The organism is Variovorax sp. GW821-FHT09D05 (assembly GCF_059416325.1).
Genome location: NZ_JBWKOZ010000009.1, coordinates 172,284 through 194,001 on the forward strand (window position 1 = coordinate 172,284; position 21,718 = coordinate 194,001).

Annotated in this window: 20 protein-coding genes; 3 read left to right on the forward strand and 17 right to left on the reverse strand. The window is 62.5% G+C overall.

The annotated features are described in order from the left end of the window. Positions 1 to 24: 24 nt before the first annotated feature. The 13 genes from AC07O3_RS24390 to AC07O3_RS24450 all read right to left on the reverse strand — a co-directional run bounded on the left by AC07O3_RS24390 (position 25) and on the right by AC07O3_RS24450 (position 14,913). Complete coding sequence (locus tag AC07O3_RS24390; RefSeq protein WP_495340540.1) at positions 25 to 1,044, reverse strand: patatin-like phospholipase family protein; 1,020 nt, start codon at positions 1,042 to 1,044, stop codon at positions 25 to 27. A 190-nt stretch (positions 1,045 to 1,234) separates the two neighbouring features. Then, complete coding sequence (gene ntrC / locus AC07O3_RS24395) at positions 1,235 to 2,767, reverse strand: nitrogen regulation protein NR(I) (RefSeq protein ID WP_495340541.1); 1,533 nt, start codon at positions 2,765 to 2,767, stop codon at positions 1,235 to 1,237. A gap of 27 nt (positions 2,768 to 2,794) precedes the next feature. After that, positions 2,795 to 3,874, reverse strand: a complete 1,080-nt coding sequence (gene glnL / locus AC07O3_RS24400; protein WP_093050198.1) for a nitrogen regulation protein NR(II) — start codon at positions 3,872 to 3,874, stop codon at positions 2,795 to 2,797. A 2-nt stretch (positions 3,875 to 3,876) separates the two neighbouring features. Then, entirely contained in the window at positions 3,877 to 4,386 is a 510-nt protein-coding gene (locus AC07O3_RS24405; protein WP_093050195.1) for a hypothetical protein, read from the reverse strand. A 153-nt stretch (positions 4,387 to 4,539) separates the two neighbouring features. Beyond that, positions 4,540 to 5,955: a type I glutamate--ammonia ligase gene (glnA, locus tag AC07O3_RS24410; protein ID WP_093050193.1), complete on the reverse strand. Its 1,416-nt coding sequence runs from the start codon at positions 5,953 to 5,955 to the stop codon at positions 4,540 to 4,542. Positions 5,956 to 6,101: 146 nt separating this feature from the next. Next, entirely contained in the window at positions 6,102 to 6,902 is an 801-nt protein-coding gene (locus tag AC07O3_RS24415) for a competence/damage-inducible protein A (protein ID WP_176928704.1), read from the reverse strand. Continuing rightward, positions 6,899 to 7,789, reverse strand: coding sequence for an EI24 domain-containing protein (locus AC07O3_RS24420; protein ID WP_093050187.1), 891 nt, complete (start codon positions 7,787 to 7,789; stop codon positions 6,899 to 6,901). Before AC07O3_RS24420 ends, AC07O3_RS24415 begins: the two co-directional genes overlap by 4 nt. A 50-nt stretch (positions 7,790 to 7,839) precedes the next feature. Further along, the gene (locus AC07O3_RS24425) at positions 7,840 to 8,814 is read right to left on the reverse strand and encodes a sterol desaturase family protein (RefSeq protein WP_093050184.1); all 975 of its coding nucleotides are present in this window, start codon (positions 8,812 to 8,814) and stop codon (positions 7,840 to 7,842) included. 13 nt (positions 8,815 to 8,827) lie between these two features. Then, positions 8,828 to 9,640 carry a polysaccharide deacetylase family protein gene (locus AC07O3_RS24430; RefSeq protein WP_440533800.1) on the reverse strand — a complete coding sequence of 271 codons (813 nt, stop codon included), beginning with the start codon at positions 9,638 to 9,640 and terminating at the stop codon, positions 8,828 to 8,830. After that, complete coding sequence (locus AC07O3_RS24435; protein WP_307615682.1) at positions 9,624 to 10,634, reverse strand: YncE family protein; 1,011 nt, start codon at positions 10,632 to 10,634, stop codon at positions 9,624 to 9,626. The genes AC07O3_RS24430 and AC07O3_RS24435 overlap by 17 nt, the downstream gene beginning before the upstream one ends. A gap of 82 nt (positions 10,635 to 10,716) precedes the next feature. Next, positions 10,717 to 11,466: a pseudouridine synthase gene (locus AC07O3_RS24440; RefSeq protein WP_093050175.1), complete on the reverse strand. Its 750-nt coding sequence runs from the start codon at positions 11,464 to 11,466 to the stop codon at positions 10,717 to 10,719. A gap of 61 nt (positions 11,467 to 11,527) precedes the next feature. Further along, positions 11,528 to 13,264: a gamma-glutamyltransferase gene (ggt, locus tag AC07O3_RS24445; RefSeq protein ID WP_495340542.1), complete on the reverse strand. Its 1,737-nt coding sequence runs from the start codon at positions 13,262 to 13,264 to the stop codon at positions 11,528 to 11,530. A gap of 53 nt (positions 13,265 to 13,317) precedes the next feature. After that, positions 13,318 to 14,913 (reverse strand): class I SAM-dependent methyltransferase, encoded by a 1,596-nt coding sequence (locus tag AC07O3_RS24450; RefSeq protein ID WP_495340543.1) that lies wholly within the window; start codon positions 14,911 to 14,913, stop codon positions 13,318 to 13,320. A gap of 320 nt (positions 14,914 to 15,233) precedes the next feature. Here AC07O3_RS24450 and AC07O3_RS24455 point away from each other — a divergent pair, with 320 nt between their 5' ends. Together AC07O3_RS24455 and AC07O3_RS24460 are read left to right on the forward strand one after the other, a co-directional pair. After that, positions 15,234 to 15,515 (forward strand): hypothetical protein, encoded by a 282-nt coding sequence (locus AC07O3_RS24455; protein ID WP_097199680.1) that lies wholly within the window; start codon positions 15,234 to 15,236, stop codon positions 15,513 to 15,515. Positions 15,516 to 15,524: 9 nt separating this feature from the next. Then, positions 15,525 to 15,728, forward strand: a complete 204-nt coding sequence (locus AC07O3_RS24460; RefSeq protein WP_093050163.1) for a hypothetical protein — start codon at positions 15,525 to 15,527, stop codon at positions 15,726 to 15,728. A gap of 945 nt (positions 15,729 to 16,673) precedes the next feature. On the opposite strand, the gene AC07O3_RS24465 is transcribed toward AC07O3_RS24460, so the two are convergent. From AC07O3_RS24465 to AC07O3_RS24475, 3 genes are all read right to left on the reverse strand, one after another. After that, positions 16,674 to 17,243 (reverse strand): hypothetical protein, encoded by a 570-nt coding sequence (locus AC07O3_RS24465; RefSeq protein ID WP_495340544.1) that lies wholly within the window; start codon positions 17,241 to 17,243, stop codon positions 16,674 to 16,676. A gap of 392 nt (positions 17,244 to 17,635) precedes the next feature. Beyond that, positions 17,636 to 18,187: a hypothetical protein gene (locus tag AC07O3_RS24470; protein ID WP_495340545.1), complete on the reverse strand. Its 552-nt coding sequence runs from the start codon at positions 18,185 to 18,187 to the stop codon at positions 17,636 to 17,638. 155 nt (positions 18,188 to 18,342) lie between these two features. Beyond that, positions 18,343 to 18,561: a hypothetical protein gene (locus tag AC07O3_RS24475; protein ID WP_495340546.1), complete on the reverse strand. Its 219-nt coding sequence runs from the start codon at positions 18,559 to 18,561 to the stop codon at positions 18,343 to 18,345. 23 nt (positions 18,562 to 18,584) lie between these two features. Here AC07O3_RS24475 and AC07O3_RS24480 point away from each other — a divergent pair, with 23 nt between their 5' ends. Continuing rightward, positions 18,585 to 19,667 carry a hypothetical protein gene (locus tag AC07O3_RS24480; protein WP_495340547.1) on the forward strand — a complete coding sequence of 361 codons (1,083 nt, stop codon included), beginning with the start codon at positions 18,585 to 18,587 and terminating at the stop codon, positions 19,665 to 19,667. Positions 19,668 to 19,730: 63 nt separating this feature from the next. Here the strand turns inward: AC07O3_RS24480 and AC07O3_RS24485 are convergent, their stop codons facing one another. After that, the gene (locus AC07O3_RS24485) at positions 19,731 to 21,632 is read right to left on the reverse strand and encodes an ATP-dependent nuclease (RefSeq protein ID WP_495340548.1); all 1,902 of its coding nucleotides are present in this window, start codon (positions 21,630 to 21,632) and stop codon (positions 19,731 to 19,733) included. Between the last annotated feature and the right edge of the window lie 86 nt (positions 21,633 to 21,718).

The following is a 21,718-nucleotide window of genomic DNA, read 5'->3' on the forward strand; positions in this document are numbered from 1 at the left end:
CGCCGCCAGCGTCGCTCGCCTCGCTCAAGTCCAGTTCTGCTGGACCCAGCTGCGCACCGCCGCCCACTCGGGCGAGGTCTCGATGTATTTCTGCGTCGCGCTCACCAGCTCGCCCACGTTCTTGTAGTCGTCCAGGCCGAACGGCTGGGCCAGCGGCACGTTGCCGCGCATGTAGTTGCTGCCGAGCAGCTGGCCGGCCTGGGTCGCCGCCAACTCCGCGGTGGCATCCATGGTGAGGTTGAGCAGCGCAGTAGCCGGCACCACGCCGTCGCTGAACGGCCACAGCCAATGCGTGACGCCCCAGTCCAGCGGATTGGAAACGGAACTGGGCGGCACACCCACCGGATTGACGCCGGTGCCCAGCGACAGCATCACGATGTCCGACGGGGCGGTGGCGTAGCCCTGGTAGATCGCTTCCACGATCGCCGTCATCGAGGGGTTGTTGGCGAAGGTGCCGCCGTCGGCGAAGTAGCCGAAGTCGCCCATCTGGTACGGCGGGAAGTACGTTGGCGCGGCCGAGGTGGCCAGCGCGGCGTCCACCATGCTGATGCCGCGGTAGGCGTTGCTCTGGCCGTTGGAGATGGTGCACGGCGCCCAGCTGTTCTGGTTCGCATCCCACAGCCGCGCGGAGTTGACGGCCACGAAGCGGCTCGCCGAGGACAGCGCACCGCCGCTACCCACCAGCTGCTGGGCGACTGATTGCAAGCCGGTGTTGACGTACTGGCACTTGAAGATGCCCGGACCGCTGCCCAGCAGGTCTTCTGTCGACTGCGCCGGTGCCCGGTCCTGCTGCTTGGCTTGCGCGTCCAGCAGCCAGCCGTTGGGCTTGAAGATGGTGGAGCCATCGTTCTGGTAGACGCTGACGATCTTGTCGATGCTCACGTTGTTCACCAGGCCCAGCGAGATCAGGCCGCCGGTTGACGTGCCGGCGAAACCATTCGCACTTGCGACGATGCCGAAACTCTTGTCCAGGTCCTGGATCAGCATCGCCGTGATGACGCCGCGGATACCGCCGCCGTCGCAGCAGAGAATCTTGAAAGACATGGCTACGCTCCTTGCTTGAGTGGACGGTACCCGCGGCGCGCGGGCCCGGATGCTCCTTGGTCTCAGGCCGGAATGTGAGTCAATTGGTGGAGCAGCGCATCACTTGAACGAGGGATGGGCGATCTTCTGCACCGGTACGGCTGGCTGGATAAGTCCAGCCGATAATAAAAAAGGCCCCAAGGGGCCTTTTTTATTCGATGCCGAGTTCCTGGATCTTCCGGGTGATGGTGTTGCGCCCGATGCCCAGTTTCTGCGCGGCCTCGATGCGGCGGCCGCGCGTGTTGGCCAGGGCTGTAAGGATCAGCCTCGACTCGAAGCGGCGCGAGAGCACATCCCACACATCGGTGCGGCCGGCCGCGAGCAAGGCCTGGGCTTCGTGCTCCAGGCCGCTTTCCCAGCTGCTCACGCCCGCGTGGGCTTCGGCGGGCTCGGAGACGGCGTGCGCGGGCGCCGATTCGCTGCCTGCAACTGGCAGCGACGCCACGGGCTGGGCCGCTGCGGTCGGCGCGACGGTCGCGGCTTCGGACGCGTGGAGAGTCTCAGCGCCTGCACCGACGGCCATCACCTCGGGCGGCAGGTCCTTCGCTTCGATCAGCTGGGCCGGCGCCATCACGGTCAGCCAGTGGCAGATGTTCTCGAGCTGGCGCACGTTGCCCGGGAAGCCGAAGGCCGCGAGCTTGGCCAGCGCTGCATCCGAAATGCGCTTGGGCTCGACGCCCAGCTGACGCGCGCTCACCTGCAGGAAGTGGCGCGTGAGCGCGGGCACGTCTTCACCGCGTTCGCGCAGTGCCGGCAGGCGCAGGCGAATCACGTTGAGGCGGTGGAACAAGTCTTCGCGGAAGCCGCCGAGCTTGACGCGCTGCTCCAGGTCCTGGTGGGTGGCTGCGATGACGCGCACGTTGGCCTTGACCGAGTTGTGGCCGCCCACGCGGTAGAAATGGCCGTCGCTCAGCACGCGCAGCAGGCGCGTCTGCAGGTCGAAGGGCATGTCACCGATTTCGTCGAGGAACAGCGTGCCGCCCTCGGCCTGCTCGAAGCGGCCGCGGCGCATGGTTTGCGCACCGGTGAAGGCGCCGCGCTCGTGGCCGAAGAGTTCGCTCTCCAGCAGGTCCTTGGGAATGGCCGCAGTGTTGATCGCAACGAAGGGGCCGTTGGCGCGCGGCGAGTGCTTGTGCAGCGCACGCGCCACCAGTTCCTTGCCCGAGCCCGATTCGCCGGTGATGAGCACCGTGACGTTGCTTTGCGAAAGCCGGCCGATGGCGCGGAACACGTCCTGCATCGCAGGAGCCTGGCCGAGCATTTCGGGCGCCGCGACCATGCGTTCTTCGGCGACTTCCTCGCGCTGGCTTTCATCGACGGCACGGCGGATGAGTTCGACCGCCCGCGGCAGGTCGAAGGGCTTGGGCAGGTATTCGAAAGCGCCGCCCTGGAAGGCCGAAACGGCGCTGTCGAGGTCGGAGAAGGCCGTCATGATGATGACGGGCAGGCCGGGGTGCTTGGCCTTGATCTTGTCGAGCAGGTCGAGCCCGGAACCGCCGGGCATGCGGATGTCGCTCACCAGAACCTGGGGACCTTGCTGATCGTCGTCGGCGGCCTGTTCGAGTGCTGCCAGCACCTCGCGCGTGTTCGTGAAACTGCGCGTGGGCAGGTCTTCGCGCAATAGAGCCTTCTCGAGCACGAAGCGAATCGATTGGTCGTCATCAACTATCCAGATCGGCTTCATGCATCTCCTCTGTTGCCGGTGGCTGCGCTAGGGCAGCGGTATCAATATCTTGAAATCGGTTCGGCCCGGGACGCTGTCGCACTCGATCACGCCGTGATGCTGTTGCACAAAAGTTTGCGCGAGCGTCAATCCCAGCCCTGTCCCGCCTTCCCTGCCCGATACCAGCGGATAGAAGATGCGGTCCTTGATCGTGTCCGGCACACCCGGTCCATTGTCGATTACATGCAATTCCAGTGCCAGTCGATACCACTGCTTGTTGAAGATCACCTGACGGGCTATGCGCGTCTTGAAAGTGATCTGCGCGTCGCCTGCCGCGCGGCGCTCGGTCAGCGCCTGCGCCGCGTTGTGCGTGATGTTGAGCGTGGCCTGGATGAGCTGCTCGCGGTCGCCGCGGAACTCGGGAATGGACACGTCGAAATCGCGCTCGATGTGCAGGTCGCGCGGAAACTCCGCGAGGATGACCGAGCGCACGCGCTCGCACACCTCGTGGATGTTGACGTCGCCCACCACGTGCGGACGGCGGTGCGGCGCCAATAGCCGGTCGACCAGCGTCTGCAGCCGGTCGGCCTCGTGGATGATGACCTGGGTGTATTCGATGAGGTCGCGCGACTCGACCTCCATCTGCAGCAGCTGCGCCGCGCCTCGGATGCCGCCGAGCGGGTTCTTGATCTCGTGCGCGAGATTGCGGATGAGTTCCTTGTTGGCCTGCGCCTGGTCGATGAGGCGCTCTTCGCGGTCTTGCCGCACCTGCTGCTCGAGCGGCGACATCTCGATGATGAGCTCGCCCTTCTTGTCGCCCTGCGCAAGCGTGACCTGCACGGGCATCAGCTCGTGGTTGACGCGGCGCAGGAAGGCCTCATAGCGCAGCGTTGCAAAGTCGTTGCTGCTCGCACCGTCGATGGCCGTACGCAGCACCTGCGGCTCATGAAAACACGCGCCGAACTGCGAGCCTTCGAGCGTGCGGCGCGAGGTGCCCAGTGCGTCTTCGAGGCCTGCGTTGGCGAACAGCACGGAGCCGTTGCTGTTGACCACCGCGATCAGCGTGGACAGCAGGTCGAAGGACTGGAAGCGCGGATTGGCGCCGGTCGCCTTCTTCCCGAACACCATGACTACTGCGGCTGCTGCTTGTTCGGCAGGCGGCCGATTTCGCGGCGGATGCCGGCGATGTCACTCTCGTTGCGCGCCAGCTCAGCCTTCATTTCGGCGACGCGGTCCAGGTACTTCTGGTAGTTGCGGCCTTCGCTGCCCTGCTTCTCGGGCTCGCCGTTGTTGTATTCCTTCTGCAGCTCGGCCTGGCGTGCCTCGGCCTTCTTGAGCTCAGACTCGAGCACCGAGCGAGCCTCGCCGTCACGGGCACGCTGGTCGACGCCTTCGACACGCGGGCTGCCCGCCGGCGCACGCGCCGCGGAAGAGCCACCGGACGACGCAGAGCCACCGCCCGAAGACTTGGTGCCTTGCACGACCGTGACGTTGCCGCCTTCCATGACCTTGCAGCCCTTCTGCTGGGCGATGGTGGCGTTGTTGGTGTACTCGTTGCCGCAACGCCAGACGCGTTCCTGCGCGAGCGCCGGCAGCGCGATCAATGAACCGGCCAGGAAAATGAGAGAAGCAGTCTTCATGTGTATCGGTGGAGGGCGGCGACAAAGGTGCATTTTCGTGCAATTCGATGCCACCAGTGACAAGATGTTCCACTCCATTGAAAAAGGACGGCCGTGGCCGTCCTTTTTCATTACATCCCCGCCAATGGATTGGTGAGGTTGTACTTCGCTCGATTACAGCGAGTAGTACATGTCGAACTCGACCGGATGGGTCGCCATGCGGAAGCGCGTGACTTCCTGCATCTTCAGATCGATGTACGCATCGATGTACGCATCGGTGAACACGCCGCCCTTGGTCAGGAACGCACGGTCCTTGTCCAGGTATTCCAGGGCTTGGTCGAGGCTGTGGCAGACGGTCGGGATCAGCGCGTCTTCTTCCGGCGGCAGGTGGTACAGGTCCTTGCTGGCGGCTTCGCCCGGATGGATCTTGTTTTCCACGCCGTCGAGACCGGCCATCAGCAGCGCAGCGAAGCCGAGGTACGGGTTCATCAGCGGATCGGGGAAGCGCGCTTCGACGCGGCGGCCCTTCGGGTTGGCCACGAACGGGATGCGGATCGAGGCCGAGCGGTTCTTGGCCGAGTAGGCCAGCTTCACCGGGGCTTCGAAGCCGGGCACCAGGCGCTTGTAGCTGTTGGTGCCGGGGTTCGTGATGGCATTCAGGGCACGGGCGTGCTTGATGATGCCGCCGATGTAGTGCAGCGCGAAGTCCGAGAGACCTGCATAGCCGTCGCCGGCGAACAGGTTCTTGCCGTCCTTCCAGACCGACTGGTGCACGTGCATGCCGGAGCCGTTGTCGCCGACGATGGGCTTGGGCATGAAGGTGGCGGTCTTGCCGTAGGCGTGGGCCACGTTGTGGATCACGTACTTCTGCAGCTGGACCCAGTCGGCGCGCTGGACCAGCGTGCTGAACTTGGTGCCGAGTTCCATCTGGCCGGCGTTGGCCACTTCATGGTGATGCACTTCGACCGGGATGCCGAGCGATTCGAGCACCAGGCACATTTCCGAGCGCATGTCCTGGAAGCTGTCGACCGGGGGAACCGGGAAATAGCCGCCCTTGACTGCCGGACGATGGCCGGTGTTGCCGTGCTCGTATTCCTTGTCGGTGTTCCACGAGGCTTCTTCGGAGTCGATCTTCACGAAGCAGCCCGACATGTCGTTCTTCCAGCGGACGCCGTCGAACACGAAGAATTCGGGTTCCGGACCGAAGAAGGCGGTGTCACCCAGGCCCGAAGCCTTCATGTACGCCTCGGCGCGCTTGGCGAGCGAACGCGGATCGCGCTCGTAGGCCTTGCCGTCGGCGGGGTCGATCACGTCGCAGGTCAGGATCAGCGTCGTTTCTTCGAAGAAGGGGTCGATGTTGGCGGTGTTCGGGTCGGGCATGAGCTGCATGTCCGAAGCTTCGATCCCCTTCCAGCCAGCGATGGACGAGCCGTCGAATGCGTGGCCCGAGGTGAATTTGTCTTCATCGAAAGCCGAGACCGGCACGGTCACGTGCTGCTCTTTGCCACGGGTGTCGGTGAAGCGGAAGTCGACGAACTTGACCTCGTTTTCCTTGACGAGCTTGAGTACATCGGCGACGGTCTTTGCCATCAGTTTCTCCTGAGTTGGATGGTGGTTAGGAATACAGGGACGAGGGATGCAGTTTCTGTGCCATTGTCACCTCACTCGATGAGGCTTTAGTGGCCGCCGCAAACCCCAAATGAAGGCGGAATTTCACCAAAATGGTGCGCTCAGCATTAACGCACCAATTCTGGACCAAGCTTGGCATCAAAGGTGTGCAACCCTTCGATCAGCTGGACATAGGCGGCATCGAGCCGGCCGGGGTCACCCTTGACGCCCAGCTCGATGTGGCGGCCGTATTCGGGGTGATCGACGCTCGGCAGGCTGAACACCTTGATGCCGGCGTGGGTGGCCTCGATGGCCTGCATGAGCGGCGTCAGCGTGGCTTCCATGGCACCGAAAACGATCACCGACTTCTCGGCGACGGCATTGCGGGTAAACAGTTCGGCGTAACGGCCGTCGAGCACGGACTCGATCATCGGCCAGGCCATGACGGGAAAGCCCGGCACGAAGTGCACGTCGCCGACGCTGAAGCCGGGGATCTTGTTGTACGGGTTGTAGATGAGCGCGGCGCCCTGCGGAAACACGCCCATGTTGAGCCGGTGCACGTTGTCGGACCGGTCGGGCTCGTAGGGCACGCCCTGCTCACGCGCGGTGTCCTGCATGCGCTCGCGGATCAGCAGTTCGGCCTCGGGGTGCAGCGCCAGCGGCACGCCCAGCGCCTTGGCGGCGCACTGGCGGGTGTGGTCGTCGGGCGTGGCGCCAATGCCACCGGTCGAGAAGACGATGTCGCCCGAGGCGAAGGCGCGCGCCAGCGCGGCCGTGATGCGCGCGGGCTCGTCGCCCACGTATTCGGCCCAGCTCAGCTGCAGGCCGCGCGCGGCGAGCAACTCGATGACCTTGGCCATGTGCTTGTCGGCCCGCTTGCCGGAAAGGATCTCGTCGCCGACGACGATGAGACCGAATGCGCGTGTCATGGTGAACCCCATTGGGAAAGAGCGGCCTTGCTGGCCTCTTCGGCTTCGAGGGCCGGTGTTGTGCCGTTGGCGGCCGATGCCTCGGCCACAGCGCGCTGGGCACGCAGCCGCGCGAGCGCGTCAAGGCAGTAGTGAGCGAACCAGAGCGCCGAAAAGGCGAAGACCAGTGTGTAGATCCAGATGGCGATCGGCACCAGCACGAAGAAGGCGGCGGCGAACAGCAGGCCCGATGCCCAGACGATGCTGGGCGCCGCGCCCAGGTAGCCGCACAGCACGCCGATGCACAGCAGCGGCAGCCGGTGCGCGCGCAGCAGCGCGGCGCGCTCCTCGGGACTGGCGTGCTCGGCCAACGCATCGAAGCTCATCACTCGATAGGTGAGCCAGCCCCAGATCAGCGGCGGCAGGATCAGCACCAGCGGCGGAATGAGCCACAGCGGCATCGACACCACAAGAGCGATCAGCGCCAGGATGGTGACGCCGAGCGAACGCGCGACGCTGCCGAAGAACGAAGCGCCCTTTTTCTGCTCGAGCGAGGGAAAACGCCGCTCGCCCACGAGCTTGGTCAGCGCAGGCGCCATGAAGCCGGCCACGATCAGCAGGCAGACCACCACGATCAGCGGCGTGGCAGCGAACACCACGACCAGGGACGCCAGCGCGAAAGTGACGTCACCCGAGAAAAGACGGCCGATCCAGGCCCAGAAGCTCGACAGCAGCGGCCAGGCGTCGAGCGCGCCGCGTGTCCAGGTCACGGCGGAGTCCCAGTAGAAATAACCGAGCCCCGCGGCCAGCACCACCATCAACCCCAAAGGAAGCAGCGACAGCACGATCACGCGCGGCAGCATGCAGTAGGCGACCGCGCGCCAGAAGGAGTCGAGGAGCAGGCGCATTGAGCAGCGAGGATAACGCCTCGGACGAGCCGTTCAGGGGCCGGAGCCCCTCAACCGCGACCGACCATTCGCTTCAGGCCGAGCCACTGCTGGGCCCAGAAACCGCGCCCGTATTCGCGCACGCGGCCGTCGGCGCTGGGTTCGACCTGGTCGCGGATGCCGGTCGGGTCGTAGCGGTTCTCGAAGTTGGCGGTGCGAAACAGCATGTCCCACCAAGGCAGCAGCACGCCGAAGTTGTGGCCGCCGAGCGTGCTCCTGCCGTTCGATTCGTGCCCCAGCCCGATGCTGTGGTGCAGCCGGTGGAAACGCGGGCTGATCCACAGCCGCTCGCCGATGGCGCCGAAGCTCAGCCGCAGGTTGGCGTGCTGCAGGCTTTCGCTGAGCTGCGTGAAGGCGACGAAGGCAATGAACTGCCCCGGCGCGACGCCGATCAGCTGCGCCACGATGACGATCAGCGTGTCGTGGACGATGTCGTCGAGCAGGTGATTGCGGTCGTCGCTCCACATCGTCATCTGGCGCTGCGAGTGGTGCAGCGAGTGCAGGCCCCACCACCAGTTGAACTGGTGCTGGCCGCGGTGGATCCAGTAGCCGACGAAGTCGAGCACCACCAGGTAAATGGCGAAGGCGACCACCGGCACGTCGGTCACGCCGGGCCACACTTCGTCGAGGTGGAAGGTGCCCCACCCCGCCGTGCGCAGGCTGCCCATCGCATCGTCGAAGAAGGGCTGCAGCGTGAAGAAGATCGCCAGCCGGAACAGGCCGAGCCGGTGAATCAGCGTGTAGAGCATGTCGATGCGGATCGCGTGGCGGTCGACTACCGGCTCCACCGATCGCCAGCGCTGCAGCGGCCCGATGATCGCCAGCAGCACCAGGATCTGGATGACGCCGACCAGCAGCCAGCCGGTCGCGTCGAAGGCATCCTCGGTCCAGCCGCCGAGGCCGACGGCGTAGACCAGCGGCTGCACGGCGGCCTCGAAGAACCAGCCCTGCATGGCGGAAAAAGCGTCTGTCAGCCAATCGATCACGGCGAAAACTCGTTCAGGGGTGAGATGCAATCCAGGCGCGGAAGTCCGGGTGCTGGCGCAGTGTCTGGAAGCAGAAGCCCTTGGCCTTGAGCCCGACGATCAGCGGCTCGAGGTTGGCCGGAGCCCATGGGTCCTTGCGCGACCAGATGCCCAGGTGCGCGAGCAGGATGTCGCCGGGGCGAATGGTGTCGAGCGCCTGAGTCAGCAGCTTGGCGTTGCTGAATTTCTCGCTCGGCAGCTCGTCGCCGAGGAAGCCGGCGGGCGCCCAGCCGACGTACTTGTAGCCACAGCCTTCGGCGGCGGCCAGCAGCGCGGGCGAGGTCTTGCCGCCCGGCGCGCGGTACAGCGGCAGCGGCTTCTTGCCGGTGATGGCGGCCAGCCGGTCGGACGACTTGCGGATGTTGGCGCAGTACTCGGCCGCGCTCCAGGTCGATTCCTTGCCGTCCTGCGGACCTGCCGAGGGCTTGATGCGGAAGCTCGGCGGCGTGCCCTTGACGTCGGCGCGCCAGTACGCATGGTCGTAGGTGTGCGATCCGAACTCGTTGCCTTCGGCCGCCCTCGCCTTCCACCAGGACGCCCAGTGGTCGTCGAGGCTGTCGCCGTCGGTCTGGGTGCGCTCGGCGGCGGCGAAGAAGGTGACGCGCACGTCCTGCCGCTTGAGCACGTCGGCCACCAGCGGGGCGATGCCCATGTGGCCGGTGTCGAAGGTCAGGTAGACGGGCTTTTCGCAGGTGGCGCCCGGTGTCGCCCCCCAGGCGACGGGAGCCACGACTCCGGCCAGCGACAGCGCGAGGGCCGCGCCGATACGGCTAGATGCGCTTGGCATGATCGAGCGTCCAGACGCCATGCGGCGAACGGCCGACATTCACCTGCCGCACGACCTTGTTGCTGGCCAGGTCGACCACGCTGAGCTTCTTGATCCAGCGCGAGGTCACGTACAGGGTCTTGCCGTCGGCCGACAGGTCCATGCAGTCGGGACCGCCGGGCACGGGATAGGTCGCGATGACCTTCAGCGTCGCCAGGTCGATGCGGCTGATGGTGTTGGCCACGCGGTTGCTCACGAACACGCTCTTGCCGTCGCCGGCCGAGCGGAAGGCGTGGGCGCCCTTGCCGGTGGGGATCTTGCCGACCAGCTTGGGCTCGGCGCCGGCCACGTCGAACACCTGCACGCCGTCGCTGCCGGTCAGGCCCACCAGCAGGGTCTTGTCGTTGTGCACGCCGAAGATGTCGGCAGGCATGGTGCCGGTGGCAACGCGCCACTTGACTGTTTGCGTGGGCAGGTCGACGGCGATCATCTCGTCGCTGTCCTGCATCGTCACGTAGGCGATGGTGCTGGTGTTGTCGATCCAGATGTGGCTGGGCGTCTTGCCGCTGGCGATGCGCTTGGCCAGCTTCAGGTCTTTGCCGTCCCAGCGGTAGATGTCGACGTGGTTCAGGCGGTTGCCGGCCGTGACGAACCACTTCATGTCGCGCGAGAACTGCAGCTGGTACGGATCGATGATGCCGTAGACCACGCGCTGCACTTCCGCCGTGCGGGGGTTCAGGAAAGTCAGCGAATCGCCCGCCGAATTGGCCACGATGACCGACTTTTCGTCCGGCGTCATGTAGATGTGGTGCGGCTCCTTGCCGGTGGCAATGCGCTGTTTTTCCGTCCAGTCGACGGGATTGATCACGCTCACGCTGGCGTCCAGCGAGTTGAGCACGAAGATCGGGGGAGGTTCGGCCGGCGCGGCGGCGGCAGCGGGAAATGCCGCCAGGGCCGTCAGACAGGAAAACAGGAAAGCCGCGATGCGGCCGTTCGGTCGAGCAGGGAGTCGCAAGGGAAGGTTCCGGGAGAGAGCTTGGCGAGATTAACGGTCGAGCCTTAGGACTGGCTGACCGTCAGGGGGCGCTTTGTTCCGCTTATTTCGGCGGTTTGGCCGGTTTGGCCGGCGCGCGCAGGGCGGCAACCTGGTCGGCGGTCAGCCAGCGCCACTGCCCCGGCGCAAGGTCGTCGGGCAGCGCCAGGTCGCCGATGCGCGAGCGGTGCAGCCCCTCGACCCGGTTTCCGACCGCGGCCAGCATGCGCTTGACCTGGTGGTACTTGCCCTCGGTGAGCGTGAGCCGCAGATGCAGCGGGCTGTCGGATTCGCAGGCGGCGGCGCGCACGGGCTTCGGGTCGTCGTCGAGCACCACGCCTGCCAGCAGCTTGGCGATCTGCGCCTCGTCCACCGGATGCTTGGCCGTTACCTCGTAGACCTTGGGCACGTGGTGCTTGGGGGAGCCCATCTTGTGGATGAACTGGCCGTCGTCGGTCAGCAGCAGCAGGCCGGTGGTGTCCTGGTCGAGCCGGCCGATGGCCTGCACGCCTTGCACCGCGCCCTTGTTGGGGCGCAGGCGCAGGGGCGACGGCAGCAGCGTATAGATGCTCGGATAGGTCGAGGGCTTCTGCGAGCACTCGGTGCCGGCCGGCTTGTGCAGCATCAGGTAGGCCTTCTCGTGGTACGCCCACGCGGTGCCCTGGACTGTGTAGTGAAGGCCCTCGGGGTCGAGATCGGCGAATGGGTCGGTCACCGCCTGGCCCTCGATGGTCACGTGGCCTTGCTGGACGAGGCCCGCGCACACGCGCCGCGTGCCGAAGCCCTGGGTATAGAGGATGTCTTGCAGGTGCATGAAAAATGAAAAAAGCGGCCGCGCCGACAAGGGCACGACCGCCTTCTAGTTTGCCGCAGGATCAGTAGCCTGCCGCCAGGCCCGTGTTGCGGCGCGGATCGTTGGCACCGTAGAAGCGGTTGTTGCCGACCGGCTTGCCGCCCAGCGACGGCGCGCCGACGATGATGGCCGCGAGGTGGTTGGCCGGCTGCGGCACACCCAGGTTGTGGCCCATGTCGGTCAGGATCTTGCGCGTGTCGGGGCTCAGCGCGAAGGTCTCGACGTTGGTGACGTCGGGCAGCCATTGCTGGTGGAAGCGCGGAGCGTCCACCGCTTCCTGCACGTTCATGCCGTAGTCGACCACGTTCAGGATCGTGTGCAGCACCGCCGTGATGATGCGGCTGCCGCCGGGTGTGCCGACCACGAACACCGGCTTGCCGTCCTTCGACACGATGGTCGGGCTCATCGAGCTCAGCGGACGCTTGCCCGGGGCGATGGCGTTGGCCTCGCCCTGCACCAGGCCGTACATGTTGGGCACGCCGATCTTCGAGGTGAAGTCGTCCATTTCGTTGTTCAGCAGCACGCCCGTCTTGGCGGCCGTGACCTTGGCGCCGAACCAGTCGTTCAGCGTGTAGGTCACGGAGACGGCATTGCCCCACTGGTCGGTGATCGAATAGTGGGTGGTGTTGCTGCCTTCATGCGGCGCGACACCGGGCTTGATGTCCTTGGAGACGCCGGCCTTCTTCGGATCGATGACGGCGCGGATCTTCTCGGCGTAGCCCTTGTCGAGCAGGCGGTCGAGCGGGTTCTTCACGAAGTCGGGGTCGCCCAGGTAGCTGTTGCGGTCCACGTAGGCGTGGCGCATGGCTTCGATCTGGTAGTGCACCGACTGGGCCGAGCGGAAGCCCAGGTCCTTGAGCGGATAGCCCTCGAGGATGTTGAGCATCTCGCAGATGATCACGCCGCCCGAGCTGGGAGGCGGCGCCGACACCACGCGGTAGCCGCGGTAGTCGCACTCGACGGGCGCGAGTTCGCGCGTCTTGTACTGGTCGAGGTCGGCCTGGGTGATGATGCCCTTGCCGGCCTGGCTCGACGCCACGATGGCGCTGCCGACCCAGCCCTTGTAGAAGCCGTCGGGGCCCTTCGCGCTGATTTCCCTCAGCGTCTTCGCCAGGTCTTTCTGCACCAGCTTCTGGCCGACCTGGAAGGGCTGGCCCTTGTTCAGGAAGATCGCACCGGAGACCGGGTCTTTCTGGAAATCGGCGGTGGAGGTCCACAGCATGTCGATGTCACCCTGCTCCAGCGCGAAGCCCTTGTCGGCCAGCTGGATCGAGGGGGCGATGAGGTCGGCGCGCTTCATGGTGCCGTACTTCTCGCGCGCGTATTCCATGCCCGAGACGGAACCGGGCACGCCCACGGCGAGGTGGCCGTTGGTGCTCAGGCCCTTGATGACGTTGCCGTCCTTGTCGAGGTACATGTTGGCCGTGGCGGCCAGCGGTGCCTTCTCGCGGAAGTCGAGGAAGGTCTTGCGACCGTCGGCCAGCTGCACGGTCATGAAACCGCCGCCGCCGAGGTTACCCGCAGCGGGATACACCACCGCCAGCGCGTAGCCCACGGCCACGGCCGCGTCGACGGCATTGCCGCCGCGCTTGAGCACGTCGACGCCGACCTTGCTCGCCAGGTGCTGCGCGCTCACGACCATGCCGTGCTCGGCCGCGACGGGCGCCACCGATGCGGCATTCGACGCGCCGGCGGCCGCCAGCGCGAGCACCGCCACCACGGCAGCGCGCAGCTTCGGGGTCCAGTGAATTTGTTGCATGCAGGTATCTCCTCTTTGAGTGTGTTGAAGAAAAACGGTGATGTACGTACGGGTCAGCCCGTGAGCAGCGCCTTGCGGCGCAGGCCGTCGAGCGCCAGCGAGACTTGCTGGCGGGCGAATTCCCCGACTGCCGACGGGTCAGTCAGCGGCTTGTCGTCCTTGACGAAACGCAGGCGATCGCTTCGAACCTCCGCTTCGAGATGCTCGGCCAGCGCGTCGTGCGAGTGCGTGCCGTCGAGCAGCGGCAGCAGGCTTTGTTCGAGCAGCGTCAGCACCACGGGCTCGTGCCACTGGTTGCAGGTGTTGGCGGTGGCGCCGACGCCCGACGCAAGACCCGAAGCGCCTCGCACCGCGGACAGCGCTTGCGGCAAACCGGAGACCACGTCGGCCGCGAACACCGGCGTGCGTCGGATGCGCAGGGCGCCGAGGATCAACAGCTCCTCGAGCATCGCCATCGCGGCAGATTCGATGGCGGCCTGCGGCTGACCCGTGAGCCCGGAGGCGGCCTCGATGAGGGCCGACGCAGAGATCGATGCCGGATAACGCGTGTCGAGCAGCTGCGCCACCGCCTTGTGCACCGGCAACCGCAGCGTGACCTTCAGGCCTCGCATGGCGCTGCACGGCTGCTCGCGAGCATCGAGCGTGAGCGCCCCACCGTCGTCGGCCCTGAAGATGCCGGCGAATTCGAGCGAGCGGATGCGCGCGGGGTCCAGCTTGTAGCGGATGTGCGCCGCTTGCGTCTGCTTGACCAGAAGGGTCTGGCGGAAGGTGCGGTTGACCAGGAAATCGAGGTACTGCTCCATCATGATCTGGCTGCCACCGCATTCGCGCAGCAGCGGATCGCGCACCTTGTCGCCGTAGTTCTGCACGAACATCGTGGACGGCTCCGCGTCGCACAGGTAGGCAAGGCCGTGGGCATCCGCTCGCGCCACGAACTCCTTGAAGTAGCACGGCGCGTTGCAGGGCTCGAGAAACTCGTGCAGCAGGTACGAGCTGTTGGCGTTGCGCACGATCGGCATCGCCTCTTCGAGCGTCTTCTTGAGCACGCTGTCGGCGCGAGCCGACTGCTCGAGAAAGTCGAGCATGCCGCGTGCGTAAGACAGTTTTTCTTCCGGCGTGTCGCGCGGACCGCCGCGCAGGATCATCGCGTCGCGCACGATCTCGCGCGCCTTCCAGCCCGGGTACACGTTGTAGCTCACGTAGGCCACGCCGGTGGGTGCGAGATTTTCGGAGCAGATGCGCAGGATCGCGTCCTGCACCGGACCTGGCACCCAGCTGTAGACGCCGTGGCAGACGATGTAGTCGAACTGGCCGAACGAAGCGTCGATGTCCGCAAGGTTGAAGGCCTTGAGCTCGATGTTCGACAGCCCGGCGCGCCCGATGGCGGCCGCACCTTGCGCCACCTGCACCGGCGACAGATCGATGCCGATTGCACGCGCCTCGGGGTGGCGTGCCGCGAAGGGAATCAGGTTGCCGCCGGCCGCGCAGCCGAGCTCCAGCACACGGGCCTTCGCGGGAGGCGGAGCATCGAGCCCGAAGAGAAATGCCAGGGCTTCCAGATGCTCCATCGCTGACTGCGGGAACGGATGCGAGTCATAGGGCACCGTGTCGTAATAGCTGGTCAACTCGGAAGTCAGGGAATCCGGCACGGGCGTCCTTATCGGGATCTGGGCAGGCAGCTGGAAACTGCAGTGACTGCAATGTGACAGTGCTGGCCGACTATAGCCCCGCGTTCCGGCGAAAAAAAGCGGGCTTGCACAGGGCCTCGCGAACCGCGCATAAAAAAAGCCCAGCTGTGAGGCTGGGCTTGAAAGCCTATCTGCTTGGCATGCATCAAGGCCCCCGCACAGGTTGACCAGCGGGGGACGGTTTACCCGTCAAGGAGAAATTCGGATGGGTGGAAAAAACGATGTCTTCATGGGCATAGTCTACTGTATATTTGTACAGTCTTTTAACAAAGGATGCCGCCATGTCTCTTACCGAGGAAACAACCACGCCGCCCAATCATGCGCTCAAGGAAGCGCTGGCCTGGATCTCGAAGTTCGCACATGCATGGAAGGCCATCGAGCCTTCCCCGAGGAGCCTCAGCATCGACGGCTTCATCATCTGGGGGCCCGTGCTCTACGAAAAGCACAAGGGCGAAGATCCGGTGCAACTGGCGCGGCAATTGTTCGGCCAGTCCGGTAAGTACTTCAAGTATCTCTATCCCGACCGTGGGCGAAGCTCGAACGATCCCGGTGGTCTTACTTAGAATGCCCCGATGAATTGGCGCACACTGCTTCCGCTTGCCCTGGTCCTCACCGGCTGCTCGACCCCACCCAACGAGGTGACGCAAGTTCGCGAAGGCGTGCTGCGTGCCATGACCTACGTTCAAGCCTCGGACTATTGCGACGCGCGAAGCAAGACGCCGCGCTGGCTTGGCAAGGCGCCTGCGGAGCAGGGTGTTTTGTTTCAGTGCTACTGAGTCCCGGAGCCTGATAACGCAGGGAACGTCTCAGCAGGGATCGCCTTGAAGAATTCGGTGAAGCTGAGGGGATTTGAACCCTCGAAGAATCGCCCGCCAGGCCTTTATCCATGCGGGTTTCGGATTCAGGGCCTCGATTCGTGTGAGAAGTGAGTGAAACCTGCTTCGCACCAAAATGCGGCGAGGGCACCAAGGATGTGGCTCCGGCCCGGAATTAATACAATAGAATTCACTTCGGTAGCCCGCTGTTTTCTTCCTCCTCCCTCCTTAGGGCTACCCTTGCCCGCCTCGTGCGGGCTTTTTCATGCCTGCCACGAAGTGCCCCCGGGGGCCGGAATCGAACCTGCACACATTTCGGTGGGGGATTTTGAGTTCTCGTCGAGAGGCTCATCGCGGCTAGTAACTTGGTGAGCACGCGCATCTGCTCGCCTTGCTGTCGCCCGATGCGGAGGAGCCACCCCACGAGCGCGAGGGATTGCCTCGTGCAAATTGTTGATGCATCATTTCAGCTGACATCAAGGGGAGCCGTATGAACGCCAAATTACTGGTGGCCAAAGCTTCGATTGCGTGTATCGCGATTGCAGGACTCTTCGCAGTTGCGGGAGCCGACCTCTATCCCACCGTTCCTACTGTCAAGGTACTCGCATATGCGGGGGGCGCCATGCTGATAGTTCTCGCATTGGCGGCAGTCGCCATCGTTGTAGGACAGCAGTGGCGTCTTTTCGGACTAAACCACGGTGGTACAGATCCACAGTGGATGTGGTTTGGGGGAGAGCCTCCCGGGCTTCAGCAAGAGCGGGCTAGCAGCGAACGTCGGTCCCGCAACGAAGGCTGAAAGACCGTCGTTCCGCCGGCAAACTCCTGTCGTTCTCGCCCCCCTTTGAAGGGGGCTGTCACTTTGGCCTCCCCTTCGCAGGCTCGGGCGCCAGGGGCCTTTACTCGCCTCTACTCTGTTCCAATCCTGGCCGTTGGAAGCACCATTGAGATGTCATGCACCATCGTCACTAGGCAGTCTCCACTAAAAGTCGCGAGCTCAATGTTGAAGGGTCCGGTCGGCGCAGAGAAATAGACGTAATCGGGCGTTGGGTCGAGCCTGAGAAACGGGGTAGTCGAACCATGTACGACGATGGGGTTGCCTGGATAGATCGACCCCAGCACTGCCAGATCAGCGCGTCTGACGCAGACAACTGAGTAATCGAACTTGGCAGTCATCCGTGCGACAAACCGGCGCGGAGTGACTTGGGATGAGCGTCCGATAGGGCCGATCGAGGCGTACTGAAAGGCATTGTTTCCCTGGGATGGTCCCAGCCGCGCGAAACGTGGCTCTCCAAGCGTCTCCGGGTCGATTTCAGCCTTCAGGCCTAGATGCCTTTCAGCTCGCGCCGGAAATGGAGTTTCTGTGTCCAGCAGGAAGCGCCGATAGGCCTCGACTGCGGACTTAGGCTGCGTGGGCGCCGAAGCGCATCCTGTTGCAGCGGCGCAGATTATCAAAAGTAAGAGTTCGAACGTCCGCATGCCTGTGCCTCCCGTCTTCTTGGCCTCATACGACCGAGGAAGCGCTGAAGGTGATGGTCAGCAAGCTCCTGCCCCGACGCCAATATTTGCACAAAGTATCAAGGCATGCTGAAGGAATGCCACCGCAGACCATTCGCATACTCACTGTGCACGAGCTGATCCGTGCAGACCCATTGGCTTCAAATGAACGGCGTCAGCTGTACGGCTACGCCATTGACCTTAGCGCTTGGCCCTACTCAACCGAAGCATTTCCCCCCGCACCGAGCGAAGACGACGCGGACGGATTGAAACCGGGGAAGCCGGCTTCGTGATTTTGCTCAGTTCGCCGCGTTCAAGCACTCGGAAGAGTTGCATTGTGGTGGCGAAGTCCCCGTGTTCCGGTCGTAAGTGATCTATGGCGATGCAGTAGGGAGTGCTGGCGGCGCGAACAGCGCGCGATCATTGCTCACGGTGTCGAGCAGAAGCTGCACTTCGTTGTCTCGCCCTTCAACAACGAGTCGGCCTCCTTCAAGAAGCTCTCGACTTCGTGCAGCCATGGCTGCGAGGACTGCGGATCGATCTGCAACACGCTGGCAGGCAGCGGGGTCGCTTGTGGCTTGGTCCCGATCACGGGCGGCGAAATCGTCGTATTGCTTGCGCAACCGGTCACGCTCAGCAGTAACAGTGCGCCGGCGATCATCCAAAGTCTTGAGGCGGTTTTCGAAAGCATTGACGTTCTCCTGTTGGGTCTGGGCGTGACTGGCCATCAGCGCCACGATGCGCTGCAAATCGGCCAGCGCGGCCAGTGCGCGCGCCGTGTCTTCTTTGGCGCGATCGGCCTTCTCCGAGGCCAGATCCGCCCGCGCCTTGGCAGCGCGCGTGCGCTCAATGCCGGCCGTGGCCAGCGCAGCCACAAGGCCCAGGCCGAGAACCCAGAGCAGCGGTTTTTTGAGGTCGGGCAACATCAGCGAGCCCCGCTGCAGGTCTGGGCCTCATCGGCTCGACGATTGGCCAGGCCCTGCACAAAGGTGCACTGGCGCTGCCCCCTCCCCTCTACAACCAACAAGGCCCGAAGCCCCATCGAGAACGAGGCCGCACCACGCAATCGTCTGATCCCGACTTACCGCAAGACCCTCGACCCGAAGCGCCCATCGGCACCCAGGCGCTGGCCCGCATGCGCGAGGTTGCGATCACCCGCCTCTGCCGCTCCCTGCGAGCCCCGTTCTGGGTTTGCGTAGACGGCATCGTCGTCGCGGATTTCGGTGATGACGAAGCAGCGGCCGAAGCCCTGTACGCACCTCTCGTGCACGCACACCGCGTGGCCTCGGGAAACCTGCAACCCATCTTCCTTGGAGCATGAGCATGAACACCGTTATCAGCAAGCCCCGCGCCAAGGCTGAGCGCAAAACCAAGGAGAGCCAAGAGCAAAAATGGCTCGCTGGCATTCAGTCCCGCCTGCAACTCGGTGCTGCAAAGCTGCATTTGGCCCACGAGTCGGCCGCAGCGACGGACCTGGGCACGCCGTTGGAAGTACTGCTGAACTTCATCACCAACAGCATGCTGCCGGGAACCATGGCGCAACTGTCGATCTCGCCTCTGACACAGCAGAGGCTGGACGATGCCTATACAGGGATGTTCCCCATACTGGCCGCCCTTCAAGGCGCGATCTCCCTCGCAAGTGGCGCAGTTATTGAATCGACCCTGCGCGAGGCGCACGACCTGCTCGATGCCGGGAATTCGGACATGGACACGCCCCATTTGGTCCAGTTGCTGCCCCAGCAGGCAGACACCACCGAAGCCGACTTTCTGCGCGGCCGCGACATCGCCGTGATGATGCTGCGCGAAGGCTACGGCTTCCGCGACAGCGACGAAACGGCCGGCAAGCGCTGGTATCGCGGAGGCAAGCACCAGGAGCGCTTCGCCAAGGGCTACCTGCAAGACGTCTTGAAAGAACCCGCCCTGCTCGATGGCTTCGCCGCCGTGCTGTCCGCTGCCATTGGCGAAGACTGCTTCGACGATTTCGAGGGCTACGGAACCCTGCCGATGGCGGAATTTCAGGCCGGAGAGGTGGGAGCTGATGGCACGCTGGCCGAGGAGTCCGAACCTGTGCCGGCAGCACCAAGCAGCAATGAGACTTCGCTGCATGACACGAGCGAGATGCAGGAGGTGCACCAACTCATGAGCGAGGCAAATGCCCTGATCTGGGTGCGCGCCCCAGAATCGACCACCGAAGCTACTTGGGGCGCGGCGTACTTGTTGGAAGGCCAACTCAAGGACCTTCAGAAGGCGATCGACGGCAAAGACACCCTTCGCCTCCTCCAGCGGCTCATCGTCGTCCCAGGCGACAGGCGTCACGGCATCAGGGTAGACAGGACCGATCGGCTTGGTCAGCCGGAGGAACAGAGGGTGGCGACGACCGCGAGGCTCAGGCATGCGCTTTTCTAGCGCGGTTCCTCGGAAAGCTTGAACACGGGCTTTTCTGTCTTGATCCTCTAGGGGCAACGAATGTCAATTGAACTCGTATTCGGCAATAAATTTAACGAGCTTTTCCGCTTCGTCGCGGAGATCTCCTCTAGACAGATTCTTATACAACGCCCCCTTGAGAAGGTTTAATTGTTGATCAACGTTTTTCCCCTGGAGACCAGAAGCTGTAATCCATTTCCTCAAAATTGGCCATCTAGCCTCTCCTTTTGGAAAGTCGCCAACCGACAATAAAGTCAACCCGCCCACAGAAGCGGAAAATTCATTACCTTTAAAAACCAGCGCCTCTTCCGTGAAAAAATCTTCTCCCGTTTCGAATCCTTTGCCAAAAATATCTTGAAGTGTCACCCAGACTCCCCAAGAGTGATCATTTTCGTACTCCTTCTTTTTTTCTAAAGCAGGCTTATCTGAGTCGCTAATTATCAAGCACTTACGGGAGGCCAACTCAAGCATTCTTGAAATGTGCTTAATATCTTTAACCCCTTCCGCAAAAACAGCACCCCACCCGGCGAGACGCTCAACTGCAGCCTTATCCGAAGCCTCAATTGCCCCTCGAAGTACTCGAAAAAGCTCCTTGTCTCGCCACCCCTCGAAGATCACATTCTTTAATCTCAAAGACTCAAAGATAGAATAACCAATTGCAGCATAAAGCACCTCTTCATCTTGAATTTTGGACTTTTCAGCCCTTACCACCGTGGTCACTTCATTCTTCTTCTCAACAATCAAATGACGCGAAATATTTTCCTTGTCAATCATGAATATTGAATGAGTGGAGTAAACGACTGTATTTAGGCCACCAATACCAATCAACTCCCTTGAAAGGCTCTTAGCTCCGCCAGGATGCAATGCAATTTCAGGCTCATCCACTAGGATGAGAACTCCTTTTATCTCTTCGGTCAAAACACGAGCTGAGATCATCAGCAAAAAGCTCACAAATCGCTTGAAGCCGTCACTGCGACTTGCCATGTCGAGTTGCACCTCATGATCTGTCACTAGCGGAACAATTAGATCGCCGTGAGGCATCAGATCGATCTTGAGACTTTTGTAGTCATGCCACACACCGCGTATGTGCTGAGTCGCCCTATCAGAAACTCGTTTCAGCAATTTTGCGTATCTGTGGTGCGACTGAGATCTTGTTTCGACAATAGCTGCTCCGATTTCTTTTCCTCGCATGCCCGCGAGTTCAAACATACTTTTCAAGGGCACACAGCAGCGTGGATCTTTGGCAAAATCATCAACATTCACTTCCGAAGGAAGCAAGAAACTCTCTCCGTATCTCCAAAAGATACATTTAGGGATTCTCTCCTCCACGAATTTAATTATAACAGGCGAGATAATTTCATACAGCTGATCCAGCGTAAGATGAGGAAGATTATTGTTTTTTGCATTTTTTGGACTAAATGCAATGAGCGATGGAGGGACATTATGCATTCCCACATTTAATTCAATTTGGTGAAAGCCGTGACCATTTTTAAACCATCCCGGAATTATCGAATAGCCTTTGGGCGAGGCCCACGTCAAAGTTTGACGGCGTTCTTGGTGGAGCCAAGCCTCATGAGAAGCGGCAGACATCTCCAAGCAATACTCCATTAGAGTGAGCGCCCCCTTGGAGCTTGCAACTATTGGAGCGGACAAACATTCTCTATAAAAATTGCCGGCCACTTCTTGAAAGACAGTCTCACTCTCTGCAGTCTCCAACTCAAAATGGAATTCCACAGCCCCTTCTGTCACAGCGTCCTCGTTTTGGCGCTCTATACGTAAGTCTTTCTTTGAAATGGGGACCGAAGAGTCCAACAAATGAAGAGCCCGAAGAATATTCGACTTGCCGGATTCATTTATTCCAACAAGCACAACACATCCCTGATCAAAATCGATAGAAAGATTTTCGATTGATCTAAAATTTCTAATCCTTGCACGCGCCAGTTTCATCGCCGCTCATCCCTTTGAATGCAAATCGAAGATCGTTGCCACCTTTAGATGACTGATCACTACAAATGCTTCAAATTGTGCACCAA